Genomic DNA, 20,425 nt, shown 5'->3' with positions numbered 1-20,425 from the left:
GTAGAATTTATACAGTCAAATTCCGGTAGGAAAGGTAATCATGTCAAGAATAGGAATAGAGCCCATTAAAATACCACAGGGCGTCGAGATTACACAACATTCTTCTATGATTGATGTCAAGGGCCCCAAAGGTCAGCTCAGTGTAGATCTTGACCCCAGGATCAGCATCAATATCGAGGGACAGACACTGCAGGTACAAAAGGCCGATGACAGCATCAAGGCCAGGGAGCAGTGGGGACTTAGGAGGACGCTGATCAACAATGCTGTCCAGGGAGTGCATCAGGGCTTCAAAAAGTCCCTGGACGTCATAGGAGTAGGTTACAAGGTTGATCTGCAGGGTAATACCCTGGTGCTGAACGTCGGGTATTCGCATCCTGTACACATTGAACTTCCCGGGGGAGTCGAGGGCAGTGTAGAGAAAAACAGGATTACACTGTCAGGTATTGATAAGCAGCTTGTAGGAGAGACAGCGGCTAAGATAAGACGCGTCAGACCCCCGGAACCTTATAAGGGCAAGGGGATCAGGTACGAAAACGAAGAAGTGAAACAAAAAGCCGGCAAGTCCGGTAAAAAATAGCGGGTAGACACATGAAGCTGTCCAAAAATCAAAGACGCATCAAGCGCAAATACCGTATACGCAAAAAAATCAGGGGCACTGCAGAAAAGCCGAGGCTTGTGGTTTTCAGATCCAACAAACACATTTATGCCCAGATTGTAGACGATGCAGATGCGCGTACACTGGCTGCATGTTCCACTCACAACCTTGATGAGCATTCAGGCCTGAATGCCACTGCAGCCCAGAGCGTTGGAAGCAAGCTGGCGGAACAGGCAACCAGCAAAAATATATCAACTGTAGTTTTCGATCGCAACGGCTATTATTATCACGGAAGGATAAAAGCTCTGGCTGACGCAGCACGTGCTGGCGGCCTCAAGTTCTAAGGGGAACGATTTCATGCAGCAAAACGATTTGGAACTCATAGAAAAGATAGTCTATCTGAACCGTGTGGCCAAGGTGGTCAAGGGCGGACGCAGGTTCAGGTTCAGTGCCTTAGTTGTAGTGGGCGATGGACAGGGAACTGTAGGCTACGGCCTGGGTAAAGCCAATCAGGTACCCGAAGCCATTAGAAAGGCCACGGAAAAGGCCAAGAAGTCCATGGTCAGAATGGTTTTGAGCGGATCAACAATACCCTTTCAGGTCACCGGCCGGTACGGTGCGGCCAGGGTCCTGCTCAAGCCGGCCAGCGAAGGTACCGGGATAATTGCCGGCGGTCCAGTGAGAGCCGCCATGGAAGCCGCTGGAGTCAAAAACATACTTACAAAGGCCATTGGCACCAACAACCCGCATAACGTGGTCAAGGCTACCGTGGAAGGGCTCAGTCAGATGACCAGCCCTGAACATGTGTCAGGCCTGCGCGGACAGAGTGTGGAGTATGCAAGTGTAAGGTAGGGCCCTTACGGGCTTTTTGGGAGAGAAAAGAATGAAGATCAAGCTGAAGAGAAGTTTTATCGGGATGAAGCCGGTACAGAGAAGAACCCTGCAGGCCCTTGGGTTCAAGCGGCCCAATCAGGTGCTGGAAGTACAGGACAATCCGAGTATCAAGGGCATGATTAAACATGTGCAAAGCTTTGTCGAGGTAATTAAATAATGAACCTGCATGAAATTTACCCCTTTCCTGAAGATCAGAAAGCCCCCAAGCGCCTTGGACGGGGCAATTCCAGCGGAAAGGGAAAGACCAGCGGCAAAGGACACAAGGGACAGAAGTGCCGGGCAGGCGCAAGTATACCCGCTCATTTCGAAGGCGGGCAGATGCCTTTGTCCAGGAGACTGCCCAAAAGAGGTTTTAAGAACAGGTTCCGTCAGGAGTACTGCTCAGTTAATCTCAAGCAGCTTGCTGATCATTTTCCCAGTACTTCAGAAATTAACTTGGAAGACATATACAGCAAAAAACTTGCTCGAAAGAACTACCCGGTAAAAATTCTGGGCGATGGAGAAATAAACTTTGCAGCACAAGTTACCGCCCACAAGTTCAGCAAAACAGCAGCAGAAAAAATAGTAAATGCCGGTGGGCAGGTAAAATCCCTGGAAGGATAACAGCTTGAAACAGCCAGCATCTACTGGAGGATCAGGATTAAAGGACCTGCGCAACAAGGTCCTTTTTACCTTTTTTATACTGGGAGTGTACCGCATAGGTGTTCACGTGCCTCTGCCCGGAATTGACGGACAGGCTTTGTCTGAATTTTTCGCCGGTGCAGAGCATACACTTTTCGGACTCTTTGACATGTTCGCCGGTGGCGGGCTGAAGAATTTTTCCATCTTCGCCCTGGGCATAATGCCCTATATATCTGCATCGATCATCATGCAGCTACTTACAGTCGTAAGTCCTACGCTGTCCAGATGGAAAAAAGACGAGGGTGAAGCAGGCAGAAAAAAGATCACCCAGTGGACCAGGTACGGGACAGTGATGATTACCCTGGTTCAGGGGATGGGCATATCAGTCGGCCTGGAACAGATGACCAGTCCTGACGGCGCTTCGGTAGTTATAGAGGGTGGCTGGGCCTTCAGGCTGACAACAGTTTTTACGCTTACCGCAGGAACCATATTTATCATGTGGCTGGGAGAGCGCATAACTGCAAGAGGTCTTGGCAACGGAATATCACTGATTATATTTGCAGGTATCGTAGCCGGCTTTCCAGGGGCCCTGGCCAATGTATACCAGCTCTTCACCGCAGGTGAACTGACTTTGTTCATGGGAATTTTTGTCCTGGCCATTGTTGTTGGAGTTCTGCTCTTTATAGTCTTCGTAGAAAGGGGACAGCGCCGGTTGCCCATTCATTACGCCAAGCGCATGATGGGAAGGAAGATGTATGGAGGACAGACCAGTCACCTGCCCTTGAAGTTGAATACATCAGGAGTCATCCCGGCAATTTTTGCTTCCTCCATCCTGATGTTTCCGGCAACTATCGCCAGTTTTTCCCAGGCAGGTTTTTTAGAAGCTGTAGCCAATCATCTTCAGCCTGAATCTCTGGTATACAACCTGATTTTTGTTGCGCTGATAATATTCTTCTGCTTTTTCTATACCGCGATCATCTTCGATCCCAAGGATATTGCAGAAAACCTGAAGAAACAGGGAGGATTCATCCCTGGAATCAGACCGGGACTCAGAACCAAGGAATACATTGATGCTGTACTGTCCAGACTGACATTCAGCGGGTCCATATATCTTTCACTGGTATGCGTTCTGCCTGTATTCATGATCAGGGAATTCAACGTACCATTTTACTATGGAGGTACAGCCCTGCTGATTGTGGTAGTAGTGGCCATGGACACCATGTCCCAGTTTCAATCGCATCTTATATCCAGGCATTACGAAGGGCTTATGACCAAAACCAGGATCAAGGGAAGGCGCTAGGATTGAAAAAATTTCGAGGCATTTTTCTGAAAAATGACCATGAAATATCACTTTTAAGAGAAGCCAATCAGATAGTAGCCCGAATCCTTGATGATATCGAATCCCGCATCAGGCCTGGAATTACAACCATGGATCTGGAGGAAAGGGCCAACGAACTGTGTGCTCAATACCAGGTAAAGCCAGCTTTCAAGGGATATCAGGGATTTCCATACACTCTTTGCTGCTCGCTCAACGATGTGATAGTACATGGATTCCCGACACTTGATGAACTTAAATCTGGTGATATCCTGAGTATTGACATGGGAGTTCAATACCGGGGTTTTTTCGGTGATTCCGCGAGGACTTTCGCTGTAGGGGATATAAGCAGTGAAGCAGGCAGGCTCATGCAGGTCACTATGGATGCCCTGTACAAAGGTATTCAGCAGGCCCGTGCAGGCAACGATCTGTATGATATTTCCGCTGCCATTGAAATGCATGCAAAAAAAAACGCCTGTTCCATAATCAAAAGATTTGTCGGCCATGGAATAGGGGCAAGCCTGCATGAAAAACCTGAACTGCCCAATTTTGTACCTTCGAGAATGCTTGGAGTGCCTTTGAAGAAAGGTATGGTGCTGGCCATAGAACCCATGTTTTCACTGGGCTCGGAACAGGTGGAAATCATGCCGGACAATTGGACCGCCAGGACAGCGGACAGAAGTTTAGCGGCTCATTTTGAGCATACCGTGGCCATAACCAAGGATGGCCCGGAGATACTAAGCACCTTGGATAATTAGTCGGGGAGTAATACAATGAAAGTCAGACCATCTGTCAAAAAGATGTGTGCCAGGTGTAAAGTGGTCAGACGCAAGCGGGTCCTCAGGATTTTGTGCAGCAACCCACGTCACAAACAAAGACAAGGATAGAAGCGGGGGAAAAATGGCTCGTATAGCAGGGGTGGATTTGCCCAAAAGAAAAAAAATCGGTATTTCGCTGACCTATATCTATGGGATAGGCCGGACTACTGCCCTGAAGATTCTTGATGCTTCAGGGGTGGACTGGACCAGAAAGACCGAGGAGCTGACTTCTGATGAAGTCAACGTAATCCGCGGTGAACTGGAAAATAATTACAAAGTCGAAGGTGACCTGAGAAGGGAAAAAAGCGCTGATATCAAACGTCTCATGGATATCGGGTGCTACCGAGGCCTCAGACATCGCCGATCCATGCCCGTACGCGGTCAGCGTACCCATACCAATGCACGCATTCGTAAGGGCCCCAAGAAAACCACTATAAAGAAAAAGAAATAACCGGAGACTTGTAGATGGCAAAGCCCAGGAAAACAAAAAAGAGAAAAGAGAAAAAGAACATACCTACGGGGATTGTTCATATCAATGCCTCATTCAATAATACTACGGTAACTATAACTGATCAGACCGGCAACGTAGTTTCCTGGTCCAGTTCAGGGATGGTGGGCTTCAAGGGTTCCAGAAAGGGTACCCCCTTTGCTTCACAAAAAGCTGCGGAAACTGCTGCCAGGCTCGCCCATGAAAACGGCATGCGTACCGTGGGGATACTGGTCAAGGGTCCCGGAGCGGGGCGAGAGTCCGCCATGCGGGCCATCAACACATCGGGCTTCAAGGTTACGTATATTCGAGATATTACCCCCATACCACATAATGGATGCCGCCCACCCAAAAGGCGTCGAGTATAATCAGGAGGTTTTAAGAGTTGGCCAGGTATACAGATTCCAAGTGCAGGTTGTGCCGCAGGGAAGGCACCAAGCTCCTGCTCAAAGGCGACAGGTGCTATACAGACAAGTGCGCTTATGAACGTCGCGCGTACCCCCCGGGAGAACATGGCAGGGCCAGGAAAAAGTCCAGCGACTACGCTCTGCAGCTTCGTGAAAAGCAGAAGGTACGCCGCATGTACGGCCTTCTGGAAGGCCAGTTCAAGAGATATTTTGAAATCGCCGACTCCAGAAAAGGCGCTACAGGCACCAACCTGCTGGTGATGCTGGAGAGAAGGCTGGACAATGTCGTATACCGCATGGGCTTTGCCAACTCCAGGTCCCAGGCCAGGCAGCTGGTGAGGCATGGCCACTTTCACATAAACGGCACGAGGGTGAATGTCCCTTCAATTCTTCTGAAAGAAGGAGACGTCATCGGGGTAATCGAAAAGAGCAGGAAAATGCCTGTCATTCAGGACGCAAGGGATGTCCTGGCCCGCAGAGGTTCACCGGACTGGCTGGAAATCAACGACCAGGAGTTCAAGGGAACAGTAAAGACCCTGCCGGCAAGGGAAGATATCACCTTCCCCATTAATGAACAGCTTATAGTAGAGCTCTATTCAAAATAAACATGTTATACAGGATTCGGACCGCAATGCGGCCTGAATTTCCAATAGTTCGAGCACAGGGGCTGCAATGATAATTCAGACTAATGACAAGCTCATCAATACCAGGAACTGGTCCAGCTTAGTTAAGCCGGATCAGGTTCAACGGGATGAAAAGTCTACAGAACAGTACGGGAAGTTCTCCTGCGAACCCCTGGAAAGAGGCTTCGGCAATACTTTCGGCAATGCTCTGCGCAGGATACTTCTTTCATCTCTGCAGGGAGCAGCCATTGTCGCCATCAAGATAGACAACGCACCGCATGAATTCGCCACCATCACGGGTGTGGTGGAGGATGTCACTGATATAGTTTTGAACCTGAAGCAGGTGCGCTTCAAGATGAGCAGGGATGAACCCCAGAAGCTGAAGCTGGTGGCCAACGAAAAAGGTCAGGTCACGGCAAAAGCTATACAGACCAACCAGAACATAGCGGTACTCAACCCGGATCAGCACATAGCGACCCTTTCTCAGGACATCGACCTGGTGATCAACATAGAGGTGCGTATGGGCAAAGGGTATGTACCCTCGGAACAGCATGAGGACCTTGATGAGGAAATCGGGCTTATACCCATGGACGCCACCTTTTCCCCCATCCGCAAGGTCTCATACACTGTAGAACAGGCCAGGGTAGGACAGATGACCAACTATGACAAGCTGATTCTGGAGATACACACCGACGGATCTGTACTGCCAGAAGACGCCCTTGCCTACAGTGCCAAGATTCTAAAAGATCAACTGTCTGTTTTTATCAATTTCGATGAGAGCCAGACGGATATAAATGTCATAGATACCAACTCGGATGAAGGCCTTGATCCCAAGCTGTTCAAGACCATAGAGGAACTTGAACTGCCTGTCCGGGCAGGCAACTGCCTGCGAAACGCCGGCATACGTCTTGTTGGAGAACTAATTCAGCAGTCAGAAAATGATCTGTTGAGGACAAAGAACTTCGGGCGCAAATCTCTCGAAGATATCCGGCGCGTAATTGAGCAGATGGGCTACGATTTCAACACCCAGATAGACAACTTCGATCAAAAATACCAGGAATGGCTTAAAAGGAAAGAAGACGATGAGGCATAGAAAATCCGGAAGATCCCTGAGCAGAAACTGGGAGCATCGCAAGGCCATGTTCAGAAACATGGCCAAATCGCTGGTAACCCATGAAAAGATCAAGACTACACTGCCCAAGGCCAAGGAGCTGTCCAGAGTGGCGGATCGTCTGGTAACCCTGGCTCTGCGGGGAGATCTGAGCGCCAAAAGGCAGGCGTACAAGGTGCTGGGCAACCATAAGCTGGTCAAGAGGCTGTTTGACGAAATCGCACCCAGGTTTGAAAAGCACAGCGGCGGCTATACCCGTGTGGTCAAATATGCAAAGCCCCGGGTGGGGGACAGCGCATCTCTGGCACTAATCGAATTCACCTATAAGACTTCCGAGGGTCCTGAGGTCACAAAAGCCGGACTCCCCAAAGACAAAGCACAGACTAAAGGTGCACCTGCAGCAGCACCTGCCGGACCAGCAGCTTCTGAGCCTGTGCCTGAAAAAGACTCTTCTATTACGCCCGAAGACCAAAAGCAGGTTGAGCCGGAAGCTCAATTTCCCGAGGCTGAAGACTCCACTGCAGCAGATAGAGAGGCAGATGAGCAGTCTCAGGAAGATAAGTCAGAAGAGTCCAGGCCCCATGATGATCCAGGGGAAGATCCAGAACAAAAAAAATAAATTGCAGGCAAAAAAGGGTCAGTTCATGACCCTTTTTTTTGGACAGTCAGTATAGGTTTGCGCAATATGGTTTGTTTGCATTGTGAATACAGGCTCCTTTCATGGAATTCAGAAAATTGCAGGCCTTTGTTAGAGTCTACGAACTGCAGAGTTTTTCCCTGGCAGCCAGGGATCTCTTTTTGTCCCAGCCAACTATAAGCACCCATATCATCAGCCTGGAGCAGGATCTGCGGGTTTCTCTTTTCGACCGCATCGGCAGAAAGGTAATTCCCACTCAGGCAGGCGAGATACTTTACCAGGCAGTTCAGGATATGTTCAGAATTCTGGATGAAGCCAGGTCCAATATACAGGAACTGACCAGCCAGGTTTCCGGCATGGTCATCATGGGGGGCAGTACCATACCGGCCAACTACCTTCTGCCGGGGGTGCTTTCCTCTTTCAGGCGGATTTACTCCGACGTATGCGTAGACCTGCGCACTGCAGACTCCATCAAGATAAGCCATGACGTACTCGAGGGCAGACTTGATTTCGGCCTTGTGGGAGGTTATGCTGAGCACTTAGACTTGGAGAATCACCTGCTTTTCACCGACGAGCTCATGGTGGTTGCAGCGCCGGATATTGCCTCTAAGTATCCGCAGGTTATTACACCGCAGCAGTTACCGGATCTTCCCTGGGTGATGCGTGAGAAGGGCTCAGGGACCCGGCAGGCCATGGAAGAAGCACTGCATAAACACAAAATGGATATAAGCTCTCTGCCGGCAAAAGCACTGGTGCAATCTACTGAAGCCATGGTGCGCTGCGTTCTCTCGGGCCTTGGAGCAGGTGTAACATCCAGGCTGGCGGTGGATGAATTTCTAAGCTCCGGTCAACTGGCAAGACTGGAAGTATCCGACTTGAATATACGCAGGAGGTTTTATCTCATCAAGCACAGAAGGCGCACTCTTTATCTCTGTGCATCAATGCTTATGCAGCATATTCTCAGCCAACTGAGCCACAACGCAGGTAGTTAACCCAGGAATCTGCAAAGGTTTTTTTATGGATTTACAGCTCAAGCCCAAAGAGCCTCAAGAGCTTCTACCCACGGACATACTTTTCCAGACCCTTTACTGGGCCAGGGTTAAATCCAGACTGGGATGCCGGGTAATGGCTTTCGACATCCAGCCGGACCTTTTTTCTCCCGCCGGGGATGTGCTGGTGCTTCTGCAGAGGTATGGTCCGGAGATGAAGTCAGCTCTGGTTCCCCAGGGACCTGAGTTTTTACCGCCCAAGGAAGAATACGGCCCTTTTCTGGAATCCCTGTCCTATGAACTCATGCATCACCTGGGACCGGATACGGCATTTATAAGGTATGATCTGCCCTGGGAGTCCCAGTACGCCCGGGAGATGCAGCAGGGCCACTGGTACGGCTTTCCTGAGCCCAGGCTTAGGGAAATGCGCATGAACATGGGAACAGAGTCCTGGAATCTTAGAAAATCATCAATGGATATGACCGTGGCCAGCACCCTGGTAGTGGACCTTGATCCGGCGGAAAAGGACATCCTGGGCCGTATGAAATCCAAGACCAGGTACAACATCGGCCTGGCAGGCCGCAGGGGTGTGGAGGTGCAGACCGGTTCCATGGAGCATTTGCCTGCCTTTTATGATCTGTACCTGCAGACTGCTGCGCGAAACGGATTTGCCACGTGCGCATATGAACACTTTTCAGCCATTTTCAACGCGCATATATTCGACCCCTGCAACTCCGAGGTGCTTTTTCTTCTAGCCGCCTGCGACCAGGAGCTGCTGGCCGGGGGAATAGTGGCCATATCCGGGCAGACCGCGCATTTTCTGTATGGGGCTTCCTCCAATACCAGGAGGCACCTCATGGGATCCTATGCTGTACACTGGGAGGCCATGCGACAGTCCAGGCTGCGCGGGTGCCTGAGATACGACATGGGGGCTGTCTCACCGGGTGCTGACCCGGATCATCCATTTTACGGTCTTTACCGGTTCAAGAGCGGATTCGGCGGCAGGCTGGAAATGCGCAGCGGATCCTGGGATTTTCCCATTGACGAGGAGAAATACCAGGCCTTTATCAATACGGACAACCTGGTCCGGGGTTAAAAGCAGTAGTTTTTTTCAGAAAGAAAAAGGCCGGGCATCATCCGCCCGGCCTTTTTTTTATTTTTTTACGTTGTTTTGTCTTTTTTTATCAGGCTGTACTGCCGAAGCGGTCCAGGAAGTTCTGGGGGTGGACATTACCGGTGAAGCTCCATATCAGCGCCCCTATCCAGCCCACAACAATAATTCCCAGAAAAACATTCAAAGCGGCTATCTGGGGCAGCTTGTTGTGGCTTCTTATCATGGCGATGATTGTTGGAGCAAGGTAGATTGCAGCCCCGATTCCGAACAGGACCATGTTTTGGACGAACCACATGGCACTGCTTATGACGTGGGACAGATCTCCTTCAATGCCTACAATGGGGTCTGGCCGGCCATCAGCGTAAGCAAGAGACACCGACAAAAGAACCAGGATCACGCCCAGTCCGGCAATTTTTATTGGTTTCATATCTTTTCTCCTGTTTTGAAGTCTTATGCAGATCCCAGGAATAGGCCGCGTTTTGATCCGCTGCCTAAGGGACACTAATCTTCATCCTTGCCGGTTAAAAACAGCCACCAACCAAGCATGGTGACCACTGCAACACCCATAAAGATATAAGCCCAGTTCTTGGTGAATATATCAAATTCAAGCATTGTATAGAATTCCATGGTTCCTCCCAGTTTGATAGCCCTTAAGTCAGGGCGTTTTTTTTAGTGAGAGCCCTTGAACTCCGGATGCTCGTAAAAGATGGGCATCCTTGTGGAGATGAACTTGAACAGAATCAGTCCCACGGTAACCACGAATATGGTTACACCGATTTCCGCCAGAGCGGGAAAGTACTTCAGTTCTGAGGGCAGGTGATAGTTGTAGGCCACCAGGGAAACATTGAACCGGTTGAAGATGATTCCGAAGACAGCCACCACAGCGGTCCATTTAATGAGCCTGACATTTTTGTCCCGGACCCCTTTGGCGTACAGAAAGGCAGGCAGGGCAACGAAGCCGAGCATTTCCAGGCTGAACATGAAGCCGTAGAATGTGGGCAGGTAGCTCCAGTTGTCATTGAGGACCACGCCGAAGAGCTTGATGAAAAAGTATCCGGCCATGATCCAGGCTGCAGCCTTGGCAAATCCGAAAGTCACATGGGGGGTACCCTCCAGGTGCTCCTTGTCCATCTTGTTGTGGTAATAGCGATGCGACAGGGTGCTTTCAAAAATGACCATTGAGAGACCTGCAAACATGCTGGATACAAAGAAGTAGATGGGCAGATGTGATGAATACCACAAGGGGTGCATCTTGCTTGGCAGAATCAGGTACAGAGCGCCCAGGGAAGACTGGTGCATAGTGGAGAGAATGACTCCGAAGATTGTCAGTACCAGGGTGAGCTTGATCACAATATTTCTGACTCTTTTGAGCCTCAGCCATTCCAGGGGGGCCGGCAGCCATTCCAGGAAAAGGACTGTCAGATATAAGAAGACGCACAGACCTACTTCAAACAGCACCGAGGTCGTTCCCTGCTGCACGAAAATCGGATAAGCAAGCCTCCAGGGCTGTCCGACGTCGTAATGCAGGGCAAAGACCACAAGGGCATAGCCAAGAAATGCAGTGAGCACTGCAGGCCTGACAGCTGCGTGGTATTTTTTGATTCCAAATATATAACAGGCCGCAGCTGTTGTATATCCGCCGGCGGCCAGAGCCACTCCGCAGAGCAGGTCAAAACTGATCCAGATTCCCCAGGGATAGTAATCATCCAGATTGGTGACCGCAGCCAGTCCTCCAGTGAACCGCAGATAGGTCAGATAGATACCCACGAGGACGATCAGCCCGGCTATTACATTAAAGGGGGTGAACCAGGATGACTGGCCAGTATCAGGGTGGTGTTGGGTACTCATGATTAATGATCCTCCCTCTCGGTTTTGGCAGCGGCCTCATTCAAAGCCTTTTTTACTTCCTCCTCGATGGCGGCCTTGTCCAGGGTTTCGGATCTGGAAAGTCTTTCCGCCAGTCTTCGACCGGCTTCGGGTCCTGCCTCGGCAATAACCTGGGAGACAAAACTGTCCCTTTCTTCCTTGGCTACCTTTTCTCTGCGTTTGGATATGGCGTAGGCACCCACCAGAAGAACCGGCCAGAATGAAGCAATGAGAGGGACACCGCCCAGAGCACCTGAGGTATATTCTCCAGCGGCTTTGTTTCCGAGGTCCATGCGCATTCCGACGTCTTCAAAGGGTTCACCGGATATGTAGATCCAGTTGGTGCCGCCCATTTCGTGTTCCCCGTAGATATGCGACTGGTACTTGTCGGGGTTGTTGACTATTCTTTTGCGGGCTTCCTTGAGTACCTCCTCGCGGGTGCTGAAATACATGGCCCTGGTGGGACAGATCTCCACACAGGCAGGCTCTCTGTCTTCCTTGAGCCGGTGTTCGCAGAAAGTGCACTTGGTCACCAGGGGATCAAGGGCTATGTGGTACTCATATGCCGGAATATTGAAGGGGCAGGCCATCATGCAGTACCGGCAGCCGACACAGACCTTGGGGTCGTATGTAACAGCCCCGTCCGGGCGCTTGGCAAATGCCTTGACAAAGCAGGAATGAGCGCAGGCCGGTTCCAGGCAGTGCATGCACTGGATTTTGCGGTAAAGATCCCCGGCTCCCGGGGGCTTATCGTCGTACTGGTTGACCACTGTGTAGGTTTTCCAGTCCGTCCTGCGGGTTTCCTCAAAGACCTGAGTATCATGAAATTCTGCATCAGGTTCCGGCAGTCTCTGTTCATAATTGCAGGCATCTTCACACTGCCTGCAGCCGATGCACCGGGTGACATCGAAAAGGACTGCATAGCTGTCCGGTAAGCCTTCGACGTCCTTGACCGCGGCACCTGTGACACCATCATCCGCGGCCAGGACCTTTCCGGCCCCTGCCACGCCTAAACCGGCGACACCCATGGCACCTAAAAATTTTCTCCGGTTCATAAAATACGCACCTCCTTTAAAAAACAATGTTGGCAGCAATCAGCTCTGTTTCAAGCTCCCAAGTCCCCTGAAAAGCCATCAAAGCAAGGCAGACGGAGGTATGCCTGTGTGCTGAGCATAACTAAGGCACTGGGCATAAACTTTCACAAACTGTACGCTTTTTATCACCTCCGGGAGTTTTCTGGTAACCATTCAGGGGATGCCTCAATCGGCCTGGTGCAAGCAATCATCACCGCGGAACCCCCTGAATGGTCACCTTTCCTGCATCAAATGGCTGTCAAGGGACAGTCCCACCAAGGCAGCAATAAGCTGTTTCCATAAAGAGCATTCCTGGCTTGATCTGTCAAGACATTCGTGCAAAAACTCACAAGAAAGTTTTCAGCATGTGAGCCTGCTTGTTCCATAACCGTTTTGCAGCTGCTGATGATCTCCATGTCCTTCATGGTTAAATGTTTTTTTGCTGAAAACAGATCATCTGGGCTGCAGGCAAAGTTTTGCTGCAGTACTGGTTTTTTTGTCTGGACCCAAAGAGACAAAAAGATGAATATCAGGTTTCATGACCCGGCAGGGTGAAAAAAAACGTGGTTCCTTTGCCGGGTGCACTCCTGGCCCATATTTCACCCTGGTGCCGGTGAATCATTTCCCGGCACAGCAAAAGTCCAAGCCCGGTCCCGGATTCCCCGCGGGTCCCGGGCTGGGTGGCCTTGCTGTTCATCTGAAAAAGGCCCTGCAGGGTTTTTTGATCCATGCCTGAGCCGGAGTCCTGGATGTACACAGTGATGCCGCCGTTTTTTTTCTCTGCCCCGGCTACGACCCGTCCCTTGTCATGTGTATATTTTCCGGCGTTGGACAGCAGATTTCTAAGCACTGTACCTATCATGTTGGAGTCTGCATAAATCTGCAGTTCCGGGGATATCCTGGATTCGAAGATGATCTCCTTGTGCTGGAAAACGGACCTGGACAGTTCCATGTTTTGCCTGACCAGGTCATGAAGGTTTATAACATCCGGTTCAAAGTCTGTGTCGCCTTTCTGCATTCTGGCCCAGGTCAAAAGGTTTTCCAGCAGGCTGTAAAGGTTTTCCGCAGATCTTTGCATGTTGGCGGAAACATTCTGTAATTCGGCCAGGCTGAAGCTGTTGATATCTTCCGCCATGATTCTGGTGGAGCTGAGGAAACCGGATAAGGGAGATTTGAGATCATGGGCCAGTATGGAAAAAAAGCGGTCTTTCTCTGCAAGGGTCTTTTCAAGCTGCTCTTTTTTTCGCTGAATTTCTTCCCTGGCCTGCTTTTGTTCGGTTATATCGCTTACAATGAGCAAGAGATAACGATCCTGATCTTTACCATCCCCCTGCAGGTCATGTTCTTCTATACGACCGGCAAGTCTAACGGGCAGGTATTTTCTGCTGGGGGTGCGAAGATTGACTTCCATGTTTTTATTCCGGGGATCTTTGAATAAAGCCCTGTAGCGGGCCAGAAAGGTCTCCCGGCCTGTGTGGTCCATCAGGTCGGCCAGTGGAACGCCGTTTATCTCGGTTTCTGTAAAACCGGTCATGTCCATAAAGGTCTGGTTGAATTGCCGGATGAGGCCGTGCTTGTCTAAGCTCAGGTATCCCACCGGGGCCTGATTGTACAGGCGTACGAACTTGTCTCTGGCAGTCTGCAGTTCCAGCTGGGTGCTTCGAAGTTCTTCATTCTGCATTTCCAGCTCCAGCTGATGCACCCGCAGATCGTGCAGCATGTTCCGGATTTTCTCCGGGGGCAGACCAGCCTCGTCTATATCCGGGGGGTTGTCCTGCAGCTGTTCCTCGGCCTTTCTGCGCAGGGGATCCTTGTGCGGCCCGTCTGAATTATCCAAGATCATTTACCTCCAGGAGATGAATTTTCCTGCAGTTTTTTCAGCTTTTCTTCGCAGTCCCTGAGGGCCCGGCTTATATCAGAGGTATCTCTTATTTCATCGAAAATTACTGCGAATTTTTTGTATTCCGGTGAAAAGACCCGGACCTTGAAGTATTTCTGAAGTTCCAGGCTGTAGTCCTGGATATCCTCAGGGGGTCCGCCCAGAGCTACACGTGCGTAGCGCTGTATCCAGGACTCCTCGGTCTCCGGCAGGACTTCCAGGACCCTTCTGCCCAGGATGTCTCTGGCCTTTAATCCGGTCATCTCTTCAAAGGCGGGATTTACTTCCAGAAAAGTGTAGTCGCAGGGCTGTTCATCATGGTCCAGGACGATTTCGTGCAGGGCAAAGGCATTAGGCATCTGGCTGAAAAGATTGCGGTAGTATTTTTCGCTTTCCCGCAGGGCCTGCTGGATTTCCTTCATCTGGGTGATGTCCATGATATTGCCCAGGATCCGCACGACTTTACCATCTTTTTTCTCAGGCAATCCCGATGTGCGAACCCAGATCCTGGTGCCGTCGGCTTTGGTAAAGGGCAGTTCCAGGTCATAGGGAATGCCCCGCTCCAGGGCGAGTTTGAAAGCCTCCTGCAGGCGGTCCCTGCCTTCAGGTGTATAGAACTGCATGTCCTTTTCCACATCGCTTGGGTTGTAATCCTTTGATACCCCGTAGATATTGTAGACCTCGTCGGTCCAGGTGATGCTGCCTGTGGCCGCGTCCATTTCCCATCCGCCCACTCTGGACAGCCTCTGGGTCTGCTCCAGGAGGGCCTCCTTGGTTTTGAGGGCCGCCTCGGTTTCTTTGATCCTGGTAATATCCACAAAAGATGTGACTGTTCCGGAAAATACCTCCGGAGCTACTTCATAGGGGACCACCCGCATAAGGTACCAGCGTCCCTCCCTGGTCCGGGCCTCTTTTTCACTCATTTCCCCGCTTTTATGCACGTTTTCAATGACCTCGATGGGGTCCAGGCCCTGCAGGTAGTGGGCGATATGAGAAATGGGCCGGCCCACATCGCTGTCCAGGAGCTTGAATATATTGGTCACCTTGGGGGAAAAGCGCCGGATTTCCATGTTTTCGTCCAGCAGGAGTTTGCCGATCTGGGTGGCGCTCAGGAGGTTGTCCACGTCGTTGTGCAGTTCGGTAAGCTCTATGATCTTGTTCTGGTATTCGGAGTTGACCGAATACAGCTCCTGGTTGGTGGACTGCAGTTCTTCATTTGTGGACTGCAGTTCTTCGTTGCTGGCCAGAAGTTCCTCGTTGGTGGCCTGCAGTTCCTCGTTGGCTGTTTCAAGCTCCTCAATGGTGGCCTGCAGATTTTCCCTGGTGAACTGCAGTTCCTGCTCCAGGTCGTGGATGCGCTGTTCTGCCTCCCGGGAGATGTCGTAGGTTTGATCGACATCCTGACAGGCGAGCTTGTCCTGCTGCTTTTTTGATTCGTCCAGAAATACAGCCACAAGGGGATCCTGTCCCTTTTTCTGGGGCAGGGGCTTGATGCGCATGTCCACCATCCTGTGATCGCCCTGGTAGCGAACCCGGATATTGGAGAAGTGCAGGGGTTCATTCTGGCGCAGTACCTTCTGGATGCCGGTGGAAATGGGTATGGCCAGGTCATTGGCGGCCATTTTGGAAATATCCATGGACTGCTTTCCCGAAGGCAGTTTGAAATAGCCTTCACTGTTGCCGATGACATGCAGCACTTCCATGTGATCATTGACAATGACAGCGAGATGGATGTGCTCTTCCTCCAGGACATTCAGGAAACGCTCCAGAATAAGATCCTCCCGGCCGCGCAGGTTCCTGCCGGGCAGGGCATTTCTTTCCCTGTTCATGTGGTACACATTATCAGAGCTTCTAAGAGTCTCCCTCGCGCCCAGGGTGTTCTTGACTCTGCCCCTGGTGCGGTAAATCTTGTGCTTGTGGTCCAGGCTCTCGAAGTAGTCCCCCATTTCCCCGGTGGTTTCGCTGGTGCCAAGAAAGAGTATACCCCGCATGTTTAAGGAAAAGTTGAAAAATTCCAGAACCTTGCGCTGCAAATCCGTCTGCAGGTAGATAAGGAGGTTGCGGCAGCTTATTAGATCAATATTGGTAAAGGGTGGATCCTTAATCAGGTTGTGCTGGGCGAAAACAACCATTTCCCGGATGTTGCGGGCTATCTGGAAACTGTCCTTCTTTTTGTAGAAATACTTGGCCAGCAGGTCCGGGGGCACGTCTGCAGCGATACTCTCGGGATAACTGCCGGCTCCGGCCACCTGCAGGGCATTGCGGTCGATATCCGTGGCAAATATCTTTATGTCGCGCATTCTGCCTGTCTGCTCCATGCACTCCCTGGCCAGAATGGCCAGGGTATACGCCTCTTCCCCGGTAGAGCATCCTGGAATCCAGAATCTCATCTCGTTATTTTGCCTGGTTGACAAAACTTCCTGGAGCCAGTTGTCCTTGAGGGCTTCAAAAGCCTCCCGGTCTCTGAAAAACCGGGTCACCCCTATGAGAAACTCCCTGAACAGGGTGGCGGCTTCGTTGGGATAGCTCTGCATGTAGGAGACATAATCGTGTATATCCGAGATATGGTTTATGGTCATGCGTCTCTGGATACGCCTGGTAAGGGTGCTTGGCTTGTAGTGGGTGAAATCCACCTTGTACTTGTCCCTCAAGATGGCGAATATCTTGGTCATGGCGTCATCATCGCTGATGACCCGGTCGCTTTTCTCGGCCTTGGCCACGTAAGGGTGTTTGGCATACGAAACGAGCTGTCCGGGCATCTCCTCAGGGGGCAGCACAAAATCCACCAGTCCCGTGGAAATTGCCGACCTGGGCATGCTGTCGAACTTTGCCGAGTCTTCGCTCTGGACCATGACCATGCCGCCATGCTCTTTTATGGCTCTTACTCCGCGCATGCCGTCGCTTCCGGAACCGGACAGGATGATGGAAACCGCCTTTTCACCCTGGTCTTCGGCCAGGGAGCGCAGAAAAATGTCTATGGGCAGGTTTATGAGGCCCTTGGTGTGCTCCTGTTCGCTTAAAAAGAGCCGGCCGTGGAAAATAGTCAAATTTTTCTTGGGGGGAATGAGGTAGATGTTGTCCGGAAGCACTTCCATGCCTTCTTCTATCCTGTGCACGTGCATGCTGGTCTTCTTGGACAGGATCTCCTTCATGAGGCTTTTGTAATCCGGGGAGAGGTGCTGGATGACGATGAAGGCCAGGCCGCTGCTGGAACTCATGTCGGCAAAAAAGGCCTCAATGGCCTCCAGGCCTCCTGCAGAGGCACCAACAGCAACATACAGCCCGGGGGTGCCGGGGGATTTTTCCTGGGTATTCTGGTTTTGAGTATCGTGAAGTTCCTGGGGCATTGCAGCTCCTGCTGTATATTGTCGGGATTAAAATTACCGGTGAATTAATCGCGGATAAGCGCGCAAGCAGCCGGTTCAAAGCCTGCATTCAGGGGGATTAAGGCTTCCTGGATTGCTGGAGGCGGCCTGGTGCCTCGAACAAAAATGGTTGTTGTCAAAAATCCTGAAAAAATAGTCCTAAAGGAAAACTTTTCTTTCCTTAAAAGCGCAGATACTTACCATGAAGGGCATGAAGATCATGAAGTTAAAGCGCTGAACAGATACTGAGTCTTACAGTTTCAGTCATCCAGGAAAGGTAACCATTCAGGGGGGTGCCGGAATCGGCCTGGGGACAGTCCCCGCGACACCTTGCCTTCACGATCACCAAAATTACAAGCGCAAAATTCCGTGATCCTGCACAGACCTACACAGCGAGGGACAGTCCCCAGGCCTTGTGCCAGTAATCAACACCGAGGACCCCCTGAATGGTTACCAGGAGAGGCGCTCTCCTTTGAACAAACTTAAACTTTTCCTGTAGTGACAATACCTTGCTGAATTATTTACTATTGTAGTACGGTTAAGTATTGAATGCAACCCTGGATTGAATTTCAGGGCTGTACAATCCTGGTATTTTTCTGGGACCTGCGGGGCATCCAGATGAGTTGCGCCCCAGGATCACGGTTTTGCGGCTTCCAGCTGTGTTATCTGCTGTTCCAGTTCCTCCAGGCGGTGCATAAGACTGTCGTTTTGGGCGCATACCTCCCGGTACTCCCTGCTTAATTCTCTGATCCTGTCTGGATCCTGGCAGGTCTCGGGCAGAGACATGGCATTTTCCAGTTCTTCCTGGCGCAGCAGAGACTGCTCCAGGCTGTGTTCCTTTTCAGAGTATTCTTTTTTAAGGGGCTGAAGTTCCCGGTAAATCCGGTTTCGAAGGCTTGCTTCCTGTCTTTTTTTCTCTTTGTGCGGGCTGTTGTTTCTGCCTGAACCGCCGGGCCCGGTTTCCCGGGAAAGCTCAGGGCCGGTCTGGTCCTTCAGGACAACTCTCTGGTAATACTCGTCAAAGCCCATGCCGTGTTCCACAGTGTGTCCGTTTTCTAAGGTCCACACTTCACCGGCTACCCGGGAAAGCAGAAAACGGTCGTGGGCGATCATGAAAACTGCCCCCGGGAAATCTTGCAGGGCGGCTATAAGCGCCTCGCGGCTTTCCATGTCCAGGTGGTTGGTGGGCTCGTCCAGCAACAAAAGGTTGGCCCGGGTGAGAAACAGGGAGGAAAGGATAAGCCTGGATTTTTCACCGCCGCTTAAGCTTTGTACTTTTCTGTCCCAGAAGGTTTCGTCCAGAAGAAAGAGCCCCAGCACGGAGCGGACTTCCTCCTCGGTTAGATCCCGGGATGAAAGCCTTTTGATCTCTGCCAGGACCGTATTTTCAGCTGCCAGGGTCTCGGTCTGGTGCTGGGTGAAATAGGCCGGCCTGGTGTTGTGTCCAAGTTTTATAGTTCCGGAGTCGGGGGCAGCCCGGCCGGTTATGAGCTTGAACAGGGTGGACTTTCCGCTGCCGTTTTGTCCCATGAGGGCGATTTTGTGGCCGTCAAAGAGTTGAAAGTTTACATTGTTTAAAAGTTCAGGGCCTTGAGGATGCCTGAAGAAAAGCTCGGAACAGGTAACAGCCACCCGGCTGGCTCTGGCCGGGGCAGGCCAGGAGAAATTCAGGCGCTTGCCGGCTCTGTCTGACTGCAGTTCCTTTTTCCTGGATTCCAGGCTGTCCATCCTGGCCAGCCTGGCCTGGGCCTGCCTGGCCTTGGAGGCCTTGTAGCGGAAACGGTCCACAAAGCTTTTGAGATGTTTTATCTCACTGGATATCTTTTCTCTTTCCTTTTCCCGCAGAATCTGAGTTTCCTGGTGCCATTTCTCAAAAGAGGAGTAGTTGCCGGGGCGGAAATAGGGCCTGTCAAAACCCAGGTGCAGAACATGCGTAGCCACCCGGTCCAGGAAAAAACGGTCATGGGCCACCAGTACCAGTATGCCGGAAAAATCCAGCAGGTAGTTCTCCAGCCACAGCACAGCTTCCATGTCCAGATGGTTGGTAGGTTCGTCCAGGATGAGAAGATCGGCTCCCTGCAAAAGGACCCTGGAAAGCCTGGCCCGCTCTCTCCAGCCTCCGGAGAAATGCTCTAAGGGCAGGTGGAACCTGGACTTTTCAAAGCCAAGCCCGGTGAGGATCTTTTCAGCCCTGTACTCGGGGTTGTATCCGCAGGATTGCTCCATCTCGGCCTGTCTACGGGAGAGTTTTTCCAGGCCCTGTCTGTCGTCTTCAGCCACGGCTTTTTTCCACTGCCTCCAGAACTGGCTCCAGTCAGGCAAAACACTGAGCACAAACTCCAGCAGGGGGATCTTTAGGTCGGAATCATCCAGGTCCTGGGCCACAAATCCGGTTCTCAGGCCCTGGGGACGGTTTATGCTTCCGCTGTCAGGGTGGGTCAACCCGGCCAGCATGCTTAGAAGGGTGGACTTGCCGCAGCCGTTGGGACCGGTCACTGCCAGACGTCTGCCGGGTTCCAGCTCAAAAGAGACCCTGCTGAAGAGTTCCTGGCCGCTGTAACTTCTGGATATATTGTTGGCGGTTATTTTCATGACCGGGAAAGCAGAATAATGCAGCTGCAATATTTTCTG

The 20,425-nt window shown here is 51.3% G+C and carries 21 protein-coding genes and 1 pseudogene; 15 read left to right on the top strand and 7 right to left on the bottom strand.

Annotation, left to right across the window (positions count from 1 at the left end; all coding sequences use genetic code 11):
* Nucleotides 1–40: 40 nt before the first annotated feature.
* The 15 genes and pseudogenes from rplF to DTHIO_RS18025 all read left to right on the top strand — a co-directional run bounded on the left by rplF (nt 41) and on the right by DTHIO_RS18025 (nt 9,593).
* Nucleotides 41–577, top strand: coding sequence for a 50S ribosomal protein L6 (gene rplF, locus DTHIO_RS18090; RefSeq protein WP_008871691.1), 537 nt, complete (start codon nt 41–43; stop codon nt 575–577).
* Between the two features lie 11 nt (nt 578–588).
* Nucleotides 589–939: a 50S ribosomal protein L18 gene (gene rplR, locus DTHIO_RS18085; RefSeq protein WP_008871690.1), complete on the top strand. Its 351-nt coding sequence runs from the start codon at nt 589–591 to the stop codon at nt 937–939.
* Nucleotides 940–952: 13 nt separating this feature from the next.
* A complete protein-coding gene (gene rpsE / locus DTHIO_RS18080; protein ID WP_008871689.1) occupies nt 953–1,447 on the top strand; it encodes a 30S ribosomal protein S5 in 495 nt (164 codons plus the stop codon).
* A 31-nt stretch (nt 1,448–1,478) separates the two neighbouring features.
* Nucleotides 1,479–1,646: a 50S ribosomal protein L30 gene (gene rpmD, locus DTHIO_RS18075; protein WP_008871688.1), complete on the top strand. Its 168-nt coding sequence runs from the start codon at nt 1,479–1,481 to the stop codon at nt 1,644–1,646.
* Nucleotides 1,646–2,092 (top strand): 50S ribosomal protein L15, encoded by a 447-nt coding sequence (gene rplO, locus DTHIO_RS18070; protein ID WP_008871687.1) that lies wholly within the window; start codon nt 1,646–1,648, stop codon nt 2,090–2,092. The genes rpmD and rplO overlap by 1 nt, the downstream gene beginning before the upstream one ends.
* Nucleotides 2,093–2,096: 4 nt before the next feature.
* Entirely contained in the window at nt 2,097–3,410 is a 1,314-nt protein-coding gene (secY, locus tag DTHIO_RS18065; RefSeq protein WP_008871686.1) for a preprotein translocase subunit SecY, read from the top strand.
* A gap of 2 nt (nt 3,411–3,412) precedes the next feature.
* Nucleotides 3,413–4,183 carry a type I methionyl aminopeptidase gene (map, locus tag DTHIO_RS18060; RefSeq protein ID WP_008871685.1) on the top strand — a complete coding sequence of 257 codons (771 nt, stop codon included), beginning with the start codon at nt 3,413–3,415 and terminating at the stop codon, nt 4,181–4,183.
* Nucleotides 4,184–4,198: 15 nt separating this feature from the next.
* Entirely contained in the window at nt 4,199–4,312 is a 114-nt protein-coding gene (rpmJ, locus tag DTHIO_RS20715) for a 50S ribosomal protein L36 (RefSeq protein ID WP_083804051.1), read from the top strand.
* 13 nt (nt 4,313–4,325) lie between these two features.
* Nucleotides 4,326–4,694: a 30S ribosomal protein S13 gene (gene rpsM, locus DTHIO_RS18055; protein WP_008871684.1), complete on the top strand. Its 369-nt coding sequence runs from the start codon at nt 4,326–4,328 to the stop codon at nt 4,692–4,694.
* A 14-nt stretch (nt 4,695–4,708) separates the two neighbouring features.
* Nucleotides 4,709–5,098: a 30S ribosomal protein S11 gene (rpsK, locus tag DTHIO_RS18050; protein WP_008871683.1), complete on the top strand. Its 390-nt coding sequence runs from the start codon at nt 4,709–4,711 to the stop codon at nt 5,096–5,098.
* Between the two features lie 17 nt (nt 5,099–5,115).
* Nucleotides 5,116–5,742, top strand: a complete 627-nt coding sequence (gene rpsD, locus DTHIO_RS18045) for a 30S ribosomal protein S4 (RefSeq protein WP_008871682.1) — start codon at nt 5,116–5,118, stop codon at nt 5,740–5,742.
* A 67-nt stretch (nt 5,743–5,809) separates the two neighbouring features.
* A complete protein-coding gene (locus tag DTHIO_RS18040; protein WP_008871681.1) occupies nt 5,810–6,853 on the top strand; it encodes a DNA-directed RNA polymerase subunit alpha in 1,044 nt (347 codons plus the stop codon).
* A pseudogene (gene rplQ / locus DTHIO_RS22565) lies at nt 6,843–7,193 on the top strand (50S ribosomal protein L17); the annotation flags it as partial. The gene DTHIO_RS18040 and the pseudogene rplQ, both read left to right, overlap by 11 nt.
* A gap of 398 nt (nt 7,194–7,591) precedes the next feature.
* Nucleotides 7,592–8,500, top strand: coding sequence for a selenium metabolism-associated LysR family transcriptional regulator (locus DTHIO_RS18030; RefSeq protein WP_008871679.1), 909 nt, complete (start codon nt 7,592–7,594; stop codon nt 8,498–8,500).
* Between the two features lie 25 nt (nt 8,501–8,525).
* Nucleotides 8,526–9,593, top strand: a complete 1,068-nt coding sequence (locus DTHIO_RS18025; protein WP_008871678.1) for a lipid II:glycine glycyltransferase FemX — start codon at nt 8,526–8,528, stop codon at nt 9,591–9,593.
* A gap of 88 nt (nt 9,594–9,681) precedes the next feature.
* Here the strand turns inward: DTHIO_RS18025 and DTHIO_RS22155 are convergent, their stop codons facing one another.
* The 7 genes from DTHIO_RS22155 to DTHIO_RS17985 form a co-directional block, all read right to left on the bottom strand.
* Nucleotides 9,682–10,038 carry a superinfection immunity protein gene (locus tag DTHIO_RS22155; RefSeq protein ID WP_008871677.1) on the bottom strand — a complete coding sequence of 119 codons (357 nt, stop codon included), beginning with the start codon at nt 10,036–10,038 and terminating at the stop codon, nt 9,682–9,684.
* A gap of 74 nt (nt 10,039–10,112) precedes the next feature.
* Nucleotides 10,113–10,238: a sulfate respiration complex protein HmcD gene (gene hmcD, locus DTHIO_RS18015; RefSeq protein ID WP_008871676.1), complete on the bottom strand. Its 126-nt coding sequence runs from the start codon at nt 10,236–10,238 to the stop codon at nt 10,113–10,115.
* Between the two features lie 42 nt (nt 10,239–10,280).
* Nucleotides 10,281–11,459, bottom strand: a complete 1,179-nt coding sequence (hmcC, locus tag DTHIO_RS18010; protein WP_008871675.1) for a sulfate respiration complex protein HmcC — start codon at nt 11,457–11,459, stop codon at nt 10,281–10,283.
* A 2-nt stretch (nt 11,460–11,461) separates the two neighbouring features.
* Nucleotides 11,462–12,532 carry a sulfate respiration complex iron-sulfur protein HmcB gene (gene hmcB, locus DTHIO_RS18005; RefSeq protein WP_008871674.1) on the bottom strand — a complete coding sequence of 357 codons (1,071 nt, stop codon included), beginning with the start codon at nt 12,530–12,532 and terminating at the stop codon, nt 11,462–11,464.
* A gap of 547 nt (nt 12,533–13,079) precedes the next feature.
* Complete coding sequence (locus tag DTHIO_RS17995) at nt 13,080–14,393, bottom strand: PAS domain-containing sensor histidine kinase (RefSeq protein WP_008871673.1); 1,314 nt, start codon at nt 14,391–14,393, stop codon at nt 13,080–13,082.
* Nucleotides 14,390–17,776 carry a chemotaxis protein CheB gene (locus DTHIO_RS17990; RefSeq protein WP_008871672.1) on the bottom strand — a complete coding sequence of 1,129 codons (3,387 nt, stop codon included), beginning with the start codon at nt 17,774–17,776 and terminating at the stop codon, nt 14,390–14,392. Before DTHIO_RS17990 ends, DTHIO_RS17995 begins: the two co-directional genes overlap by 4 nt.
* Nucleotides 17,777–18,430: 654 nt before the next feature.
* Nucleotides 18,431–20,416: an ABC-F family ATP-binding cassette domain-containing protein gene (locus DTHIO_RS17985; protein ID WP_050775247.1), complete on the bottom strand. Its 1,986-nt coding sequence runs from the start codon at nt 20,414–20,416 to the stop codon at nt 18,431–18,433.
* Between the last annotated feature and the right edge of the window lie 9 nt (nt 20,417–20,425).

The organism is Desulfonatronospira thiodismutans ASO3-1, from assembly GCF_000174435.1.
In the GTDB taxonomy this organism is placed as follows: domain Bacteria; phylum Desulfobacterota; class Desulfovibrionia; order Desulfovibrionales; family Desulfonatronovibrionaceae; genus Desulfonatronospira; species Desulfonatronospira thiodismutans.
Note: the sequence above shows the minus strand (reverse complement) of the source record. Positions and strands in the feature narration are given on the sequence as shown.